The organism is Streptomyces sp. NPDC021096, from assembly GCF_040641275.1.
In the GTDB taxonomy this organism is placed as follows: domain Bacteria; phylum Actinomycetota; class Actinomycetes; order Streptomycetales; family Streptomycetaceae; genus Streptomyces.
Genome location: NZ_JBFADG010000002.1, coordinates 398344 through 415027, shown reverse-complemented (window position 1 = coordinate 415027; position 16684 = coordinate 398344). Strand labels below are relative to the sequence as shown.

The window sequence follows — 16684 nt, the reverse complement described above, 5'->3', positions numbered from 1 at the left end:
TCGGGCTCCGCACCCCCGGTGCAGCGCGGAGCCCTGGTCGTTCAGCAGCCCCGGGCACTCAGCGGAAGGGACCGTCGTTCGCGAAGGCGCGGGCGGCGAAGCGCTTGCCCATCCGGCGGTATGCGGCGGCGGTGGGGTGAAGGCCGTCGGCCAGGTCATCCACCTCGTCCGGGCCGAGCAGCTCGCGTCCATCGAGATAGTGGAGGTGGGGATCGCGGGCCTGCCGGGCCGCCACGGTCCGGGCCAGCTCGGCACGGACCACCGTCAACGACAGCGCCCCACCGGCCACATCGGCCGGGTCGCCCAGGGCTGTGACCTTCCCGTCCGGGCCCATCGCGGTCAGGCCGGGAGTCTCCTCAAGGGCAGGACAGCTCACCGGGGACATCAGCAGCAGCGGGGTGTCCGGGTGCCCGTCCCGGATCGTGTCCAGGAACCCGTGCACCGCGGGGCCGAATGTGCGCAGCCGGAAGGCGGCCAGGCTCACGATGTTGATGCCGACCTTGAGGCTGATCAGGTCGGCGGGCATGTCACGGATCGTCCGGGCGACATACGGGTCCAGCAGCGCGTTACCCGCCTGGCTGAGGTTGATCACCTCCACTCCCCCGAGCGCAGCCGCCACCACCGGCCACGTGCCGGTCGGGCCGTCGGCTTCGAGGCAGTGGCTGATGGAACTGCCGTGGTGCACCCAGCGGCGCCGCCCGTCCGGCAACGGCGCCAGTACCTCGCCGTCGGCCCTCAACGCCACCAGCTCCGTGGGGGTCTGCTGCGGCAGCCACAGCTCGACGTTCTTCATGCCGGCCGGCAACCCGGCGAACCGTACGGTCCCCGGCTCGCCCGGAATCACTCGCTGCACGACCCCGGGCCCCGCCATCCGCACCACGTTGCCCACCGGCGCTTGCCGACGCCCGGCCGGTACGCCGTCCACCAGCAGCTCCAGCATCCCGGTCGGGCGGGGATGGGGGTCGGTGTCGAGCTGTCCTGTGGAGGTGAGCACCTCGAACTCCAGCTCACACGCATCCGTGCGGAACACCAGCCGCACCCCCGAAGGCATCAGGGTCACCCCGTAGACCGACGGGTCCTGGTACTGCTCCTTGGTCCACGCCGGCAACCGGCGCGGCATCACCCCCGCCTGTGTCATCTCCAGGTCCAGCGCACCCCGTAACTCCACAGGCCCGCCCACCAGTGGAACCGCCCGCATCGCCATCGTCATCGCTCCTGCCCGGTAAAACGCTCTCGGCTCCCGGATGCGTGTACACACCCGCGAGTTCTCCGCCGCCACCCTGGCACACCACTACCGAACGACCTCTGATGCACCGCTCCGGTTCTTACATGCTTTTGCCACCGTTCTGCCGTGCCTGCGAAGTGCGCCCGGCAACGTTGTGCCCGCAACTGCAGAACGCATGGCAGAGGAGTGGGCAATGACGTACAAGAGCACGGCGCGGCGTGCGGTTCTGGCGGTGAGCACGATGTCGGTGATGGCCTCGGTGCTGCCGACGGCGACCGCAACGGCCACCGCCTCCGCGCCCGAGAGCAGCCCCGCGGCCTCGACCGCACCCGCCTGGTGCCCGACCATGGACGGGCACCAGGTCGACTGCGGCCGGCTGGACCGTCCGCTCGTCGTGGGGAAGCCGGAGCTCGGCGAGGTCAAGGTGAGTTACGCGGTCGTACGCCACAGCGCGCCCGGCCCCGCCAAGGGCACCGTCGCCGTCAACCCGGGCGGCCCGGGCGAGACCTCGATCGACAAGGCCGAGGCGTTCGCCTGGGGCCTGGAGGGCCTGCTGAAGGACCACGACCTGCTGCTCGTCGACCCGCGCGGCACCGGGACGTCGCAACCGGTCCCGTGCGGGGTCACCGACGCCGAGTACCGCTTCGGCACGCGGGACCGGCAGCGGGCCGCGGTCGAACGGTGCGCCAAGAATCTCGGGCCCAGGGCCGCCGGTTACACCTCGGCGGCCACCGCCGACGACATCGACGCGATCCGCGCCCACCTCGGCGTAGCGAAGCTCAGCCTGTACGGGCTGTCCTACGGCACGTACCTGATGCCGGTGTACGCCTCCCGCCACCCCGAGCACGTACGCTCCATCGTCCTGTCCGGCGCCTACCCCCTCCAGCTTGACCCGCTGGCGCGGCCCAGCGCCCAGGCGGTCTCATCGAACCTGCACCGGGTGTGCGAGCGCAGGGTCCCCGTCGCATGTGACGGCCGGCAGGCCGTGCGGGACCTGGCCACCACGGCCGCGCGGCTGCGCGCCCAGCCCATGACGGTGCCGATCACTACCGAACACGGCGTCTACACAAAACGGTTCACCGAGGACAAGCTGGCCAACCTCCTCTTCGAGGCCGCCAGCAGCCAGGTCGGTTTCGAGCCGGACAAGCCCTCGCTGCTCGGTCAGCTGCCCCACGCCCTCGACCGCTTCGTGAAGGGCGACGCCGCGCCGCTGCGGAAGTTGGTCCAGGAGGAGGGGAAGACGGGCAGCACGGTGGACCAGGCGCCGTACATCGCGGTCACCTGCAACGACTACCGCAAGGCCTGGTCGAAGGACGCGCCGCTGCCCGAGCGGTGGCGCCAGTACAACGCCGCACTGGCTGCCGTACGTCCCGGTGAGCACGGGGCGTTCAGCGCCAAGGGCTTCACCGAGGGCACCACGGACGCCGGCGACGTGTGCATCGGCTGGCCGCGCGAGAACACCCCCGATCCGCAGCCCACGAAGCTCAAACTGCCGGACGTCCCGGTCCTCGTACTCTCCGGCGACCTCGACGCCAACACGCCCGACGCGAGCGGGAAGAAGGCCGCCGCGCAGTTCCGCGACAGCCGGTTCCTCTCGGCCCGCAACATGGGGCACGTGCCCGAGCTGGAGCCGAGCCGCTGCGTCACCGGGATCTCCTCGCACTTCCTCCGCAACGGCACCTCGGGCGACACGTCCTGCCTGCGCGCCCTCCCGCCGATCGCCGTCACTCCGGTCCACCCCGTCCGCGGCTGACGGGCCGGCGCCGTGACCGCTTCCACCACCGACCAAGATGATCACATGACTGACGAAACGGGACACAGCCGGACGGTGCTGGTCGTCGAGGACGACCCGGGAGTGCGCAGCACCCTGGACCAGCTGCTGCGCTTCGAGGGCTACCGGGTGCTCATGGCCTCCGACGGCCTGGAAGCCCTCGGCTTACTGGAACAGGAGCGGCCCGACCTGGCGGTGGTGGACGTGGTCATGCCGGGCCTCGACGGCCTCGGCCTGTGCCGGATGCTGCGCAGGCGCGGCGACCGGCTGCCCGTCCTGGTCCTGACGGCCCGGCACGAGGTCGGCGACCGGGTCGCCGGACTCGACGCGGGCGCCGACGACTACCTGGCCAAGCCGTTCGCGACCGAGGAGCTCTTCGCCCGCATACGCGCGCTGCTGCGTCGAGCCGAGCAACCCGATGACAGCAGCGCCGGCGCAGCCCTGACCCTCGCGGACCTCACCCTGGACCCCGCCTCCCGGCAGGCGTCCCGCGGCGAGCGGCGACTGGACCTGACGAAGACCGAGTTCGACGTCCTGGAACTGCTGCTGTGCCACGCGGGCGTGGTCCTCAGCCGGTCGCAGATGTACGAGCGCATCTGGGGCTTCGACTTCGACACCACGTCGCGCTCCCTCGACGTCTACATCGGCTACTTGCGCCAGAAGACCGAGCAGGGCGGCGAGCCCCGGCTGATCCACACCATCCGCAACGTCGGCTACACGATCCGGCCCGCATGATGCTCCGCACGAAGGCCTGCACGACACTCGGCACGAAGACCCGCATGACGCTCCGCACGAAGGTCACCGCCGTCGTCGCCGCGGCCGCCGCGCTCGCCATATCCCTCGCCGCCTTCATGTCGTACCGGGGCGTGAGCGACCTGGTCGCCGACGAGCTCGAGCGGGGCCTCGACGACCGTACGAACACCGTCGTCACCCTCCTCGCCGCCGGCCTGGCCCCGCCCACCCGGCCGGACATGATCGAACAGGTCGTATCCGCCCAGGGGGCGGTACGGCCGCTGGCGCCCGGCCGCGACGCCCTGCCGGTCTCGCCGGACGCGCTGCGCGTGGCCCGTACCGGGAAGGGGGAGAGCCGCGCGGACGTGGTCGTCTCCGGCACCGAGTACGGAACCCTGACCAGGCCCCTGCCCGGCGGTGGGGCGGTCATGGTCGGCCAGAGCTACGAGGGCGCCGCGCGCGTCGACGACCAGTTCCTGTGGCGGATCTCCTGGACCACCGCGGCCGCCATCGGCTTCGCGGCGCTCCTCGGCTGGCTCGTCCTGGGCCGGATCCTGCGACCGGTCCGCCGGCTGGCCACCGCCACCCGGCGCATCACCACCACGCAGGACCTCGCCACGCCGCTCCCGCCCGCCGGATCCGACGAGATCGGCCAACTGACGCACAGCTTCGAGCACATGCTCGCCGCACTGCGCCGCTCCCGCGCCCAGCAGCAGCAACTGGTCCAGGACGCCAGCCACGAACTGCGGACGCCGCTCACCTCGGTGCGCGGGAGCGCCGAGCTGCTGCAGCGGGCGCGCGGCAGGCTCGACCCCAAGGACGAGGAGCAGATCCTCACCACCCTGGTCACCGAGACCGCCGCCCTCGACGACCTGGTGCGCGAGCTCGTCGAGCTGGCCACCGACCGCCACACGGAAGAGGAGCCCGAGACCGTCGACCTGGCCGTCGCCGCGGAGGACAGCGCCCAGCGCTTCCGCCTGCGGACCGGGCGCACCGTCCTCGTCATCGAGGACGACGCGAACCCACCGGTCCCGGTGCGCGCCCGGCCCCGCGCCCTCCAGCGGTGCATCGACAACCTGCTGAGCAACGCGGTGAAGTTCAGCCCCGAGGGCACCCCGGTCACCGTGCACATCGGCGGGGGCAGGCTGACCGTACGGGACCAGGGCCCGGGCATCGCGCCCAGCGAGCAGCACGCCATCTTCGACCGCTTCTACCGCGGCCCCCGGACCCAGGCGACACCCGGCTCCGGTCTCGGTCTGGCCATCGTGCACGACATCATCGCGGCCGACGCCGGAACCGTCTTCGCCACCACGGCGGCCGGCGGCGGCGCGGAGGTCGGCTTCGCCCTGCCGCCTCACGACCGGGGCGGGCCGAGGGGGTTGACGGCGCGGAGGCGTTCCCGGAGAGCACCGTGAACCGGCGGGACGGGATGCGGCTGAGCTCCCGGCGCGTGCCCGGGTCAGTCGCTGGTCCACAGGGGTACGTCCCCTTCGTGAAAATGTCCATGACCATTGGAGGCGCCTGACCACCCTCGGCAGCCGCACCGCGCGCGAAGGAGCACCCATGGTCCGGATCACCACCGTTGTCGAGGACCTCGTTTTCGGGGAAGTCACCATCACTCTGGACAGCGCCGAGGGCTCCGTCGAAGTCAACGGTGACCGGCTGCCCTGGACGACACTGCGCCGCGATCCCGGCAGAGAACCCACGTCATGGCCGCCCGGAGGCAACGTTCGACAGGTGACGGTCGATCTCCTCGTCCGTTGCGAGCCCTTCCGCCACCAGACGGTCGCGGGGACCTGCCACCCCGTCGCGTCCTCCGGGACGGCACATGCCGGCGAGGTGATCGGGAAGTAGTCCGCGCCGCGCCTCGCCATCAAAGTGCGGAAGCCGGACCGCAACCGGTTGGCAAGCCGCTGTTCGGGACCCGACTCGTCCGGGCACAGCAGCGGCTGCAACCTGGGGGCGGCGTCCTCCAGGAGCAACCAGCCACCAAGCCGCAGCGCCCGAACCATCCGGCGCAGTGCCTCGGCGCGGTCGGCGACGTGCACCAGCACCAACCGGGCGTGCACGAGGTCGAAGCCACCGGGCGGCGGCGGGTCGGCCGTCACGTCGTGGGACAGCACCTCGATCACGCCATCGGCGATGTCCGGCGTCCAGGACACGTCGATGTCGGTGGCGATCACCGTGACCGTCGGGCCGACTCGTTCGGCCAGCCCGACGGGTACGGAGGGACCGCCGACGCCGACCTCCCAGCACCGCATGCAGGCACCGATCCCGAGCCGGTCGACGTGCCGGAACGTCACCGGGTAACTCGACCCGGTAACCCGCTCACGAGGCGTTCGGGCCCACGTCCGCAGCTGTGAGGGGACGACGGACCGGGGCCAGTGTCGTGTACTGGTCCGCGCCGACGTCACGGGCGCTGCCGCGCGGGTGACCGTCGATGTCCTCGGCGACGGCCGGACTCTTCAGCGTCGCCGCTCCGATCGCGGGGCTGCCCGCCGACAGCCGGAACACCCCGTCGGATTCCTCCCGGAGCAGCGGGTCGACCCGGCGGTATCCACCGGAGGGGATGTTGCCGTCGGACGCCGCGCCCCACAGGATGTTGCCCTGCCAGATGAAACGGGTGCTCTTCCCCATCGCGACCAGGCTGCCGGAGCTCGCGACCAGGAGGTTGTCGGCGATGACCACATCCTGGGGCGCGTGGTCGCGGCCCTCGCCCGAGAGCGTCCTGGCGTTGCCGAACAGCGTGTTGTGCACGATCACCGCACGGTCGCACGCGTCGTTGCCCCGCCTCTCCTCCGCCGACTCGCCGGGGTGGTGGTCTCGGGTGGTACCGCTGCCGATGACCAGGGCACGCCCCGACAGGCCGCTGAGGTAGTTGTTGACGACCAGATGGTCGTTGCCGTAGACACGCACACCTTCGGCGCCGCCGAGCAGGTAATTGCCCTCCACCGTGGAGTGGTTGCCGTGCCGCAGCACGATTCCGCCACGGCTGTTGCGGATGGTGTTGTACCGGACGGTGTTGTCCGAGGACTTCACCGAGATGGTCTCGGGGTCTCCGTCGCACTTCTCGAACAGGTTGTACTCCACGACCGCGTGAGCGCTCGACAGCGACCGCTTGCTCTCGCCGAGCCGGACCGCCTCTCCGCCGTTGGCACCGGCGAAGCTGTGACCGGAGAAGTGGTTCTTGAACAGATGCAGGTTCTGAGCCACGGCGGTCGAGTCGGGACCGTCGAGGACGACGAAGATGCCCTCGGTGGTCCTGTCGTGGAACCGGTTCCGGTCGATCTTGACGTCGTTGCCCCGCACGACGACCCAGTCGAGCCCGCTGACATCGGCGAACCGGAAGTCGTTGCGCGTCAGCCGGATGCTCGAGGAGTTCGCCGGGATCTCCAGAGTGCTGCTCTGCCGGAAGGCGAAACCGCTGACCGTGATGTTGCTCGAATTGCTGAAGACGAAGCTGCGCTCACCCTGCAGCACCGCGCCACCACGGGTTTCCGCGACGATGCTGATCGGTGCGCTGCTGGTGCCGTTCTTCCCCGAGACACGAAGGGCACCCTTCGACGGGACGGTGTACGCGCCGTCGGCCACGACTATGCGGTCGCCGGGCACCGCGCGATCGATCGCCTTCTGAAGTCCGTCCAAGGAATTCACCGTCACCGAGGCCGCCGAAGCGCCGGCCGGGACAGCGGTGAGCCCGGCGGCACCCAGCAGGGTGCCGGTCAGAAACGTACGTCTTTTCATGATGACTCCTGAGAAAACGGAAGCGTTCCGGGCTGATCCTTGTACCCCGCCGTGCCGTTGCGCAACGGCTGACGGACCGCCACCACGGGACCGACGACTAGCGCAGCGGGGACGACAAGTTCGGGCGCTCTGTTGCGCAGGAGTGGACCCGGGTACCTTCCGCCCCATGGGGACACGCGCACCATTGACAGCCCGCATCCGCACTCTCGCCATCGGCTTCACCACGGCCGCACTCGCCCTGACTCTCGTCCAGACGCCCGTCCAGGCTGCCCAGGTCGCCCAGGCCGCCCGCGCCCCGCTGCCCCGCACCGGCTTCGAACTCAGCAACGGAACCCGCTGGACCACCCAGGCCGAGGAACAGCAGCTCCTGGCCGCACTCGACCGGTCGAGCGGCCGCGTCGCCGTCCGCAGCATCGGCACCACCCGTCAGGGCCGACCGCTCCAACTGGTCCGCATCGGCCCCGCCCGCCGCACCGCCGAAACCGTCCTTCTCACCTGCAGCCAGCACGGCAACGAACCCGCCGGCCGCGAAGCCTGCCTCATCCGCATCCGCGACCTCGCCCACGCCACGGACCCGGCCACGCTGCGCTTCCTCGAGCGCACCACCGTCCTGGTCGTCCCCACCGCCAACCCCGACGGCCGCGCGGCCGACACCCGCGCCAACGCGGACGGCGTCGACGTCAACCGTGACCACCTCGCCCTCACGACCGCCGAGAGCCGCGCCGTGGCCGCCGTGATCCGGGACCACCGGCCCGACATCGTCTACGACCTGCACGAGTACCACGCCACCCCGCCGTACTACGACAGGGACCTGTTCGACCTCTGGCCGCGCAACCTCAACACCGACCCCCGCGTGCACCGGGAGGCACAGACCCTCTCGGCGGCCTACGTACGCCCCGCCGCCCACGACGCCGGGCACAGCACCGGCACCTATGGCATCTGGACCGACCCCGCCACCGGCGACCCCGTCAAACAGGTGGCCGGCGACGGGCAGGAGCGCATCCTGCGCAACACCGCCGGCATCAAGCACGCGATCAGCCTGCTCATCGAGAGCCGCATCGAACCGGCGACGGACGCCGAGAAGGCGGACCAGGCCCTGAACAACCGGCGTCGTGTCCGGTCCCACCTCGTCGCACTCGACGGAACGTTCGCCTTCGCGGACGAACGTCGCCGGCAGATCACCTCGGCCACGGCCGCAGCACGCGGCAAGGGCCTCGCCGACCGGGGCCCGGTCCACCTCGGCGGCGCCGACAACGAACCCGTACCCCCCGGCCAGACCCTGTCCGACCCGCCCTGCGCCTACCGGCTCACTGCCGAGCAGTACGCGGACACGCAGGACGAACTCGCCCTGCACGGCATCGAGACCATCCCCTCCCCCGCAGGCGGCGCACTGGTCCCGCTGCGCCAGCCGCTGCGTGCCCTGGTACCGCTGCTACTGGATGCCAGAGCCTCGTACGAACTCACCGCAGCCGAACCCGTCGACCACTGCTAGGGCCAACCTGCCTGCTACTGGTCGGTAACGCCGCGCACATCCACTCCCCCATCGGCTACCAAGGGCTGGACACCGACCACCACACCGCGCTGTCCCGATCGCATGGCCACGGCGTGGTTGAGGTGGAAGAACGGGCGCGCCAGTGGCATCCAGCGTCGCAACGCTGCCTTCGTTACGCTGACATGCTCAGCGAAGAAGGCCACGCAGCCGTGCCCGCCGCCGTCTCCCACGCGCCATCGCACGATGCCCGTGATGTCCCCTTCGAGTGCCGCCTCCAAGACACGCTCGACCGGATCCTGGACGAGCGGTCTCAGCCGAACCGTCAGCTCGTAGGGCAGCATCGACCTGATGACGACCTCGCACTCCTGTTCGCCGGTCTGCCTCACGGAACGGAAGGCCGGCCACCATCCGGGGTAGTGCTCGATGTCGGCAAGCTTCGCGTACATGGTGCCGGCCGGGAGCGGTGCCCTCCAGCGTCCGGCGAAGCGCATCTCGTGGCGGCTCACGTCAGTCTCCTTGTCGGCTGCGTGACGATCGTCGTCGGGGTGAGTGTCAGCTGCTGCGGCGGGACAGGTCGGTGATGAAAGACCGCCACTGTGCCCGTACGTCAGCAGGGATGGATGCCCCGCCGAGGGCCGCCAGTGCCGACGCCACGTGGCGGACAGCCGCCTCCTCGGAACGTCGCCTGCTGTCCGTCTCCTCCAGCAGCCGCATGGCTTCGGGGACATCGATCGGAGCCGGAGGACCGGAGTCCAGCAGGTCCGCGAGCCGCCGGCCGGCGGCGGTGCCGGAGCCGACCGCAAGCAGCAGGGGCAACGTTTTCTTGCCGCGCTTCAGGTCCGTCCCGACGGGTTTCCCGGTGATCGCGCTCTCGCCCCACAGGCCGAGGATGTCGTCGAGGATCTGGAAGGCCACCCCCAGCTCGCTCCCCGCGGAGTGAAGTGCTTGCGTCACGGGGGCCGGCGCGTCGGCCAGCACAGCGCCCAAAGCCGCGGCACAGCCGAAGAGAGCTCCGGTCTTGCCGCGCGCCATGCGCACGTACCGGTCCGGGGAGACCTCGCTCATGGACGACCCTTCGAGCGAAAGGTCCTCCGCCTGCCCCTCCACCATCTTCTCCACGGCCACGATGAGAGCGTTGGTGGCCGCAGCAGCCCCGGGAGCCTGCGCGTGGAAGATCCCGGCGACGGCCTGCACAACGAGAGCGTCACCGGCGAGCACGGCCGGACCCGTACCGAACGCGGCCCAGGCGGCAGGCCGACCGCGACGCTCGGTGTCACCGTCCATGACGTCGTCGTGCAGAAGGGAAAGCTGGTGCACCAGCTCGACGGCCGTTCCGGCGACCGCGGCGAACCGCTCCGGCGCCCCGACGGAGCGGACCGACAGCACCGCCAGCGCCGCGCGCACGCGCTTGCCGGCCCGCTGCACGAGGCCCGCCGAGCCCTCTGCGTCCCATCCCAGGTGGTAGCGGCACACCTGGGCCACGGACGGATGAAGCCGTGCCACGATCCGGCGCAGCTCGGGCTCGACGAGCGCCACCCCCCGCTCGAGGATCTCCTCACTCCCCGGCGGCCGCTCCGATGTGCCGTGCGAGACAGTGCTGTGCAACAGAATGCGTGTCATCACTGCCTCGCCCCATCCCGTGGTCCGCAGCCCCGCAGTGGTCGTCTCGGGGCCTCCGCCCACCGCATAACGACACCGCCGACCGGGAGTTACTGCAGCATTCGCCGTCCGACCGGACGGTTCATCCGGAAGCTGATCGCCCATGGCGATCGGCGTCTTCCTCGGCCTCGCCGCCGTGCTCACCTGCGTGATCTCTATGCTGACGACATGATCGATGTACCGCTTTCAGCGTTGGAAGTCGCGATAGTTCAAGAGGGCGCCCGGGCCCTGGATACCCTGCGCGACACCACGGCCTTCGCACAGGGAATGGAACGGCTGGGCTACCACCGGATCTGGTATGCCGAGCATCACCACTCGCCCGCGATCGGCGCGTTCCCGCCCGTCGTGTTGATCGCGCACTCTGCCGCCTCGACCTCGTCCATCCGTCTCGGTTCGGGCGGAGTGCTGGCCCCCAACCACGCCCCCATCACGCTGGCGGAGCAGTTCGGCACGCTGGCCGCCCTGCACGAGGATCGCATCGACCTGGGCATCGGCCGTGGCCCCGGGACCTTCGACGAGGCCACCGCACGGGCGCTGCGCCGCGGCGCCGGACCGGCGACGGACGGGGAATACCGAGGCGACATAGCCGCGACCCTGTCCCTCCTGGTCGACGAGGTCGCGCTCGGCCCGCTCCCGGAGCCATGGCTCCTGGCATCCAGCACCGCAGGAGCCGCCCTGGCCGCGGAACTCGGCCTGCCGATCGCCGTCGCGCACCACATCCGCCCGGACAACACCCTCGGGGTCCTGGAGCGTTACCGGGCGGCGTTCACCCCGTCCCGTTGGTGCGAGCAGCCTCGGGTGCTGGTGTGTGTGGAGGCGGTGTGTGCCGAGACGGAAGAAGAGGCCGCGCGGCGAGCCGGACCAATGGAAGTCGTCAAAGCCGGGCTCCTCAACGGCCACAGTGAGATCCCCTTCCCCACCCCGGCGGACGCGGCCGCCCACTCCTTCACGGTGGAAGAACGGCGGGCGCTGGACGGCTTCCGTGCGCAGCAGGCCGTCGGGACACCCGAAACCGTCGTGCACCGGCTCGCGCAACTGGTCGGTGAGACCGGAGCGGACGAACTCATGCTGACCACACCGGTCTATGACCTCGGCCACCGCATTCGTTCCTACGAACTCATCAAGCAGTACATCGAGGCCACGGCGACCCCGTAGGGAAACGCCGGGCTACGTAGGTGGACAAGCGGCGGCACCGGCGTCCGCGTCAGGCGGGGCTCAGGGGGCGAAGACCGTGCTGGCCAGGATCACGTGGGCTGCCGTGCCGCCGAGAATGCTCAGCAGCGCGTTGCGGCGCCACAGGTGCAGGCCGACGGTGACGGTGAGAGCGGCCAGCGGGGCCACGGCGCGCGCGTGGGTGAGGGGGAGGTCGCGCAGGCAGTAGACGAGGAGGATCACCATGACGCCGGCGGGCATGCGGGTGCTGAGGTACTGGACGGTGCTGCTGGCGCGCAGGGGTGTGAGGGCGGCGAAGGGAAGGGCTCGCAGGCCCCAGGTGACGGCGGTGGCGACGAGGACGGCGGCGATGGCGTAGCGCGTGTCAGGCATGGGTCGGCTTCCTGCCGGTGGTGAGGTGGCGGGTCAGGAGGGCGGCGGTGAACAGGGCGAAGGCGGCCAGGAGCAGCTGGCCGGGGAAGAGGAGTCGGGCGGCCAGGGCGCTGAGCAGGGCGAGCGCGGGGGTGGGCAGGTCGCCGCGCAGGTCCCGGACGGCGTCGAGGGCGAGGACCGTGAACATGGCGGTGAGGGCGAAGTCCAGGCCGGTGACGCCGTCCGGGATGAGGGAGCCGAGCAGGGCTCCGGCCACCGCGCTGGCTGCCCAGTACAGGTGCAGGAAGAGCTGCAGCCACAGGATGCGCCGGCCGGACCAGGAGCGGGCCTGTTTCCCGGTGGTGAGGGCGTACGCCTCGTCGCACAGGGCGAAGGTGGCGTACGTCTTGCCGAGGCGGCCGGTTATTCGGTGCAGGGGGAAGGACAGCGCGTAGAAGACGTGCCGGACGTTCACCATGAACGCGGACAGTGCGATGGCCGCCAGCGGGGCTGCGGCGGTGACCATGCCGATGAGCAGGAACTCGAACGATCCGCCGAAGGCGAGCGTCGCGGACAGCCCCGCCCACCACCAGTCCAGGCCCGACTGTGCCGCGAGCGCCCCGAAGGCAAGCCCGAGGGGGACGAATCCCAGGCCGGCGCCCACGGACGCCTTGAACGCCGCACGCGCCTCGGACGGTCTGGCGAGCGGTCCGGCGGGCGGGGGGACGGGCGCAGGGGCGGGCGCAGGCCGAGGACGGCCCTCGGTGGCAGCCGGGCTTATGTTCATGGAGAAATTTTAGAAAGAATCCCGCCTCATATGGTTGCTGCTTATCGCTCTATGATGGCGCTGTGAGCAATGAAGTGAGCCTCGATGAGGTCGATCGAGAAATTTTGTTTCACCTCCGCCAGGACGGGCGGCTGACCAACGTCGAGCTGGCCAAGCGGGTCGGCCTGACCCCGCCGCCCTGCCTGCGCCGGGTCAAGCGGCTGGAAGAGACCGGCGTCATCGCCGGGTACCGGGCCGCCATCAATCCCGAGGCCATGGGTCGCGGGCTGGAGGTCCTCATCGACGTCGAGATCTACGCCCAGGACCGCAAGAGCTTCGAGGAATTCGAGGACACCGTGGCCTCTTACGAAGAGGTCGTCGAGTTCCGCCGCATGTACGGGCGCCCCGACTACTTCATCCGCGTCGCCGTGGCCGACCACGCCGCTTACGAAGCCTTCCTCACCGGCAAGCTCAGCTGCTTGCCCGCCGTCCTCCGCCTCGAATCCCACCTGACCATGAAGGAGATCAAGACCAATCCATAAGAGCAGCCCGCGAGCCCGCGACAACTAGGCCGACTCGGTCACTCAGGTTGACGTGCTCACGTGCTTCTCGGGCGGCAGGGTGTCGTAGCGGTGTCTGAGGTAGCCGTCACCTTGCATGTACGTCTTGCTGTACTCCTCGTCGGCCAGGTAGTCGAACAGGCCGCTGGTATGGTTGAGCAGCTGCCGGACGGTGATCTTGCCGCCGTCGTTGCCGTTGCCCCGTACCAGGCCGGGCAGCCGGCGCTCCACGGTGTCGTCGAGGCTGAGTCTCCCCTCCGCCTCCATCTGGAGCAGGACCGTCGCCACGAACGTCTTGGTGATGCTGCCGACGCGGAACTTGTCGTCCTTGCCGCGCGGCGCACCCGACCTCAGGTCCCCCACGCCCGAAGCCGACTTCCAGACGCCGTCGGTGTCACGTGCCTGAGCCGTGACGCCGGGGATTCCCGCCTTCACAGCCGCGTCCATCGCGCGCTGCGTGGCCCGGTGGCCGGCCCCCGCGGGAGCTACGTCCGATGCCGCCTGGGCGGGCCCCACGAAGGCAGTGGCCGCCATTGCGGCCGCCGCGATACCCACCACGCCGGCCTTCGTGCTCTTCCGTAACGCCATTCCGTACACCTCACAGTCGTTGGAACCGGGCCGTACTCATGCGGCCCGGTGCAACTGCGGGGGGTGTTGCTGACCGCGTTACGGAAGGGCCGCCTGTGTACCAAGACCGCGGGCAGTGCCGGAGTGGTTGAGAAGGATACGCGCGCTGGTTGGCGTCGTTGGTGCAGTCCTGCATCTGGACCGCGCGGGTGCGCCACGCACGGCGGACGCCCGTACGCTTCCTCAGGCATCATTGCCGCGCACGTCAGATCTCCACATGGGCTGACGTTTTCCGTCGCAGGCAGCCCCTAGGCGCGGTGCGCCGTGGCGTGCACGGAGCCGAGCAGGCTGAGTGCCTCGGCGCTGGGGCTGCCGGGTTCGGCATGGTAGATGATCAGCTGCTGGCCCGGGGCGTCCCGCACGTCGAAGGCGTGGTGGGTGAGGGTCAGGCCGCCGACGTCCGGGTGGTGGAAGTACTTGTTCTCCCGGGTCTTGCCGCGCACGGTGTGGGTGTTCCACAGCCGGGCGAAGTCCGTGCTGTGCGCGCTGAGTTCGCCTGTGAGAGCCCGTAGGCGTGGACTGCCCGGATCGACGCCGGACGCCTGGCGCAGATGCCCCACCACCGTCTCGGCCGTCCGGTCCCACCGGGAGTGGAAGGGCCGGCCCGCCGGGTCGAGGAAGACCATGCGGGCCAGGTTGTCCATCGGTTCGAAGGAGGAATACAGCGCTTCGGCCAGGGCGTTGGCGGCCAGGATGTCCAAGGTCGGGTTGATGACGAACGCCGGAGTGCTGGGGTAGCCGTCCAGCAGGACGCGCAAGTCGGGGGCGACCCGGTCGGTGGCGGCGACGGGCCGCTGGGACGGTGCGGTTCCGGACAGTTGGTGAAGGTGCGTCCGGGCGTCTGTATCCAGCAGCAGCGCGCGGCTGAGCGCATCCACCACCTGCGCGGACGGGTGACGTTCGCGGCCCTGTTCCAGTCGGGTGTAGTAGTCCGCGTTCACTCCTGCCAGTACGGCGACCTCCTCGCGGCGCAGCCCTGCCACCCTCCGCACGCCATGGCTCGGCATCCCGACCTCGTCGGGCCGCACGGCGGCCCGGCGCGCGCGCAGGAACTCACCCAGCTGGTTGTCGGTCATGTGCCCAGGCTAGGCCGTGGGCCCGGCGTGCTGCCTGGGTGTACCGCACCCAGGCGGCACACGGCCTGGGCCGCCCGGAACATCCCGCCCAGACTCGGTGCCCTACCGAGAGAAGGGTGCAGTCATGCCAGAGCAGACAGCCAAGGTCGTAGTGATCACCGGCGCCAGCAGTGGGATCGGCGAGGCGACCGCCCGCCGGCTCGCCGCCGACGGCCACCGCCTGTTCCTGGGGGCACGGCGCACCGATCGCCTGGACCGACTCGTCATGGAGATCACCGCCGCCGGCGGCACGGCGGCGTCCCGGCGCCTGGACGTCACCGAGGCGGCCGACGTCCACGACTTCGTGGCGGCGGCCAAACAGCGCTACGGCCGCGTGGACGTGATGGTCAACAACGCCGGGGTGATGCCGCTGTCGCCGCTGGAGTCGCTCAGGACAGAGGAGTGGAACGGCATGATCGACGTGAACATACGGGGTGTCCTGCACGGCATCGCCGCCGCCTTGCCCGTGATGCGCGCGCAAGGCGGCGGGCACATCGTGAACATCGCCTCCGTCGGCGCGCGCGAGGTCTCTCCCACCGCCGCCGTCTACTGCGCGACCAAGTTCGCGGTCCGTGCGATCTCCGAGGGCCTGCGTCAGGAGTCGGCCGGTGACGTCCGGGTCACGCTGGTCTCGCCGGGTGTCACCGAGTCCGAACTCGCCGACGGCATCGCGGACCCTGCCGCCCGGGCGGCCATGCGGGCGTACCGCGCCGTGGCCCTGCCGGCCTCCGCCATCGCGGACGCCGTTGCCTACGCGATCTCCCAGCCGCCGTACGTCGACGTGAACGAGATCGTCGTACGACCTGCGGCGAGTGCCCAGTGACGAAAGGAACCGCAATGCCGCACTTCCCTGCCCTCGAGGACCTGGCGCGCAGGGTGCGGGCCCTGGAGGACCGCGACGCCCTGCACGCTCTCATGATCCGAGGCTGGCGGGCACTGGACCGCAAGGACTGGCGGACCTGGTCCGCGTGCTGGGCCGAAGACGCTGTGCTGGAGTTCGGGCCCTGGGGGCGGATCCAGGGAAGGGAGGCCATCCGGGCGAAGGTGGAGGAGGCCGAGTCGCCTTACACGAGCATGCAGCACCACATCCTCAACATGCACGTGGACGTGGACGTGGCAGGCGACCGGGCGACCGGCATCGGATACATGTGGTTCGTCGCCGTCACCGCTCCCGGGAGGACCTCCGCCCCCTACTCCATGGGCGGCTCCTACGACTGGGAGTTCCGCCGGAACGGGGACGGCTGGCTCTTGGCCCGGCAGCGGCTCGGGGTCTTGTGGACCGACGGCGACGACACCCTGCGAGCCTTCGAACCGGAGTGAGCACACATTCACCCTTACGCGACTCTTCGAACATGCCCACGCACCCCGACGATCGGTGCTTTTCGGACTGATATATTCCGGCGCACTCGGCCACCGCTGGGCAGCGCCCCAGGTGGAGCCGCAGGGCAGTCGATGCACGGACGGGGCCG

Annotated in this window: 16 protein-coding genes and 1 pseudogene; 8 read left to right on the top strand and 9 right to left on the bottom strand. The window is 70.4% G+C overall.

From position 1 onward, the window contains the following. Nucleotides 1-58: 58 nt before the first annotated feature. Nucleotides 59-1210 carry a GDSL-type esterase/lipase family protein gene (locus AB0G59_RS05535; RefSeq protein WP_360908295.1) on the bottom strand — a complete coding sequence of 384 codons (1152 nt, stop codon included), beginning with the start codon at nucleotides 1208-1210 and terminating at the stop codon, nucleotides 59-61. A 208-nt stretch (nucleotides 1211-1418) separates the two neighbouring features. Here AB0G59_RS05535 and AB0G59_RS05530 point away from each other — a divergent pair, with 208 nt between their 5' ends. The 3 genes from AB0G59_RS05530 to AB0G59_RS05520 are packed head-to-tail and all read left to right on the top strand — an operon-like array spanning nucleotide 1419 to nucleotide 5143. Further along, a complete protein-coding gene (locus tag AB0G59_RS05530) occupies nucleotides 1419-2978 on the top strand; it encodes an alpha/beta fold hydrolase (RefSeq protein ID WP_360908293.1) in 1560 nt (519 codons plus the stop codon). A 45-nt stretch (nucleotides 2979-3023) separates the two neighbouring features. Beyond that, nucleotides 3024-3731, top strand: a complete 708-nt coding sequence (locus AB0G59_RS05525; protein ID WP_360908290.1) for a response regulator transcription factor — start codon at nucleotides 3024-3026, stop codon at nucleotides 3729-3731. A 44-nt stretch (nucleotides 3732-3775) separates the two neighbouring features. Continuing rightward, nucleotides 3776-5143 carry a HAMP domain-containing sensor histidine kinase gene (locus AB0G59_RS05520; RefSeq protein ID WP_360908288.1) on the top strand — a complete coding sequence of 456 codons (1368 nt, stop codon included), beginning with the start codon at nucleotides 3776-3778 and terminating at the stop codon, nucleotides 5141-5143. A gap of 292 nt (nucleotides 5144-5435) precedes the next feature. Here the strand turns inward: AB0G59_RS05520 and AB0G59_RS05515 are convergent. Both AB0G59_RS05515 and AB0G59_RS05510 read right to left on the bottom strand, forming a co-directional pair. Further along, nucleotides 5436-6085, bottom strand: a pseudogene (locus tag AB0G59_RS05515) (methyltransferase domain-containing protein). Continuing rightward, nucleotides 6057-7472, bottom strand: a complete 1416-nt coding sequence (locus AB0G59_RS05510; protein ID WP_360908286.1) for a polysaccharide lyase 6 family protein — start codon at nucleotides 7470-7472, stop codon at nucleotides 6057-6059. The pseudogene AB0G59_RS05515 and the gene AB0G59_RS05510 overlap by 29 nt, the downstream one beginning before the upstream one ends. A 166-nt stretch (nucleotides 7473-7638) precedes the next feature. Between AB0G59_RS05510 and AB0G59_RS05505 the strand changes: the two genes are divergently transcribed. Continuing rightward, on the top strand, nucleotides 7639-8964 hold the full coding sequence (locus tag AB0G59_RS05505; protein ID WP_360908283.1) for a M14 family metallocarboxypeptidase: 1326 nt from the start codon (nucleotides 7639-7641) through the stop codon (nucleotides 8962-8964). Nucleotides 8965-8978: 14 nt separating this feature from the next. On the opposite strand, the gene AB0G59_RS05500 is transcribed toward AB0G59_RS05505, so the two are convergent. Both AB0G59_RS05500 and AB0G59_RS05495 read right to left on the bottom strand, forming a co-directional pair. Beyond that, complete coding sequence (locus AB0G59_RS05500; protein WP_360908281.1) at nucleotides 8979-9470, bottom strand: polyketide cyclase; 492 nt, start codon at nucleotides 9468-9470, stop codon at nucleotides 8979-8981. 46 nt (nucleotides 9471-9516) lie between these two features. Continuing rightward, on the bottom strand, nucleotides 9517-10584 hold the full coding sequence (locus AB0G59_RS05495; protein ID WP_360908279.1) for a polyprenyl synthetase family protein: 1068 nt from the start codon (nucleotides 10582-10584) through the stop codon (nucleotides 9517-9519). A gap of 207 nt (nucleotides 10585-10791) precedes the next feature. Between AB0G59_RS05495 and AB0G59_RS05490 the strand changes: the two genes are divergently transcribed. Beyond that, nucleotides 10792-11778: an MsnO8 family LLM class oxidoreductase gene (locus tag AB0G59_RS05490; protein ID WP_360908277.1), complete on the top strand. Its 987-nt coding sequence runs from the start codon at nucleotides 10792-10794 to the stop codon at nucleotides 11776-11778. A gap of 60 nt (nucleotides 11779-11838) precedes the next feature. Here AB0G59_RS05490 and AB0G59_RS05485 read toward each other — a convergent pair whose 3' ends face one another. Further along, entirely contained in the window at nucleotides 11839-12168 is a 330-nt protein-coding gene (locus tag AB0G59_RS05485; RefSeq protein ID WP_360908275.1) for an AzlD domain-containing protein, read from the bottom strand. Beyond that, on the bottom strand, nucleotides 12161-12934 hold the full coding sequence (locus tag AB0G59_RS05480) for an AzlC family ABC transporter permease (RefSeq protein ID WP_360908273.1): 774 nt from the start codon (nucleotides 12932-12934) through the stop codon (nucleotides 12161-12163). The genes AB0G59_RS05485 and AB0G59_RS05480 overlap by 8 nt, the downstream gene beginning before the upstream one ends. Nucleotides 12935-12996: 62 nt before the next feature. On the opposite strand from AB0G59_RS05480, the gene AB0G59_RS05475 reads away from it, so the two are divergent. Further along, complete coding sequence (locus AB0G59_RS05475; RefSeq protein WP_360908271.1) at nucleotides 12997-13455, top strand: Lrp/AsnC family transcriptional regulator; 459 nt, start codon at nucleotides 12997-12999, stop codon at nucleotides 13453-13455. A gap of 42 nt (nucleotides 13456-13497) precedes the next feature. Here the strand turns inward: AB0G59_RS05475 and AB0G59_RS05470 are convergent, their stop codons facing one another. Both AB0G59_RS05470 and AB0G59_RS05465 read right to left on the bottom strand, forming a co-directional pair. Next, nucleotides 13498-14061: a serine hydrolase domain-containing protein gene (locus AB0G59_RS05470; protein ID WP_360908270.1), complete on the bottom strand. Its 564-nt coding sequence runs from the start codon at nucleotides 14059-14061 to the stop codon at nucleotides 13498-13500. Between the two features lie 287 nt (nucleotides 14062-14348). After that, the gene (locus AB0G59_RS05465; RefSeq protein ID WP_360908268.1) at nucleotides 14349-15176 is read right to left on the bottom strand and encodes a helix-turn-helix transcriptional regulator; all 828 of its coding nucleotides are present in this window, start codon (nucleotides 15174-15176) and stop codon (nucleotides 14349-14351) included. Nucleotides 15177-15300: 124 nt separating this feature from the next. On the opposite strand from AB0G59_RS05465, the gene AB0G59_RS05460 reads away from it, so the two are divergent. Both AB0G59_RS05460 and AB0G59_RS05455 read left to right on the top strand, forming a co-directional pair. Next, nucleotides 15301-16038, top strand: a complete 738-nt coding sequence (locus tag AB0G59_RS05460; RefSeq protein ID WP_360908266.1) for an SDR family oxidoreductase — start codon at nucleotides 15301-15303, stop codon at nucleotides 16036-16038. A gap of 14 nt (nucleotides 16039-16052) precedes the next feature. Beyond that, entirely contained in the window at nucleotides 16053-16535 is a 483-nt protein-coding gene (locus AB0G59_RS05455) for a nuclear transport factor 2 family protein (RefSeq protein ID WP_360908264.1), read from the top strand. The last annotated feature ends 149 nt before the right edge of the window (nucleotides 16536-16684 follow it).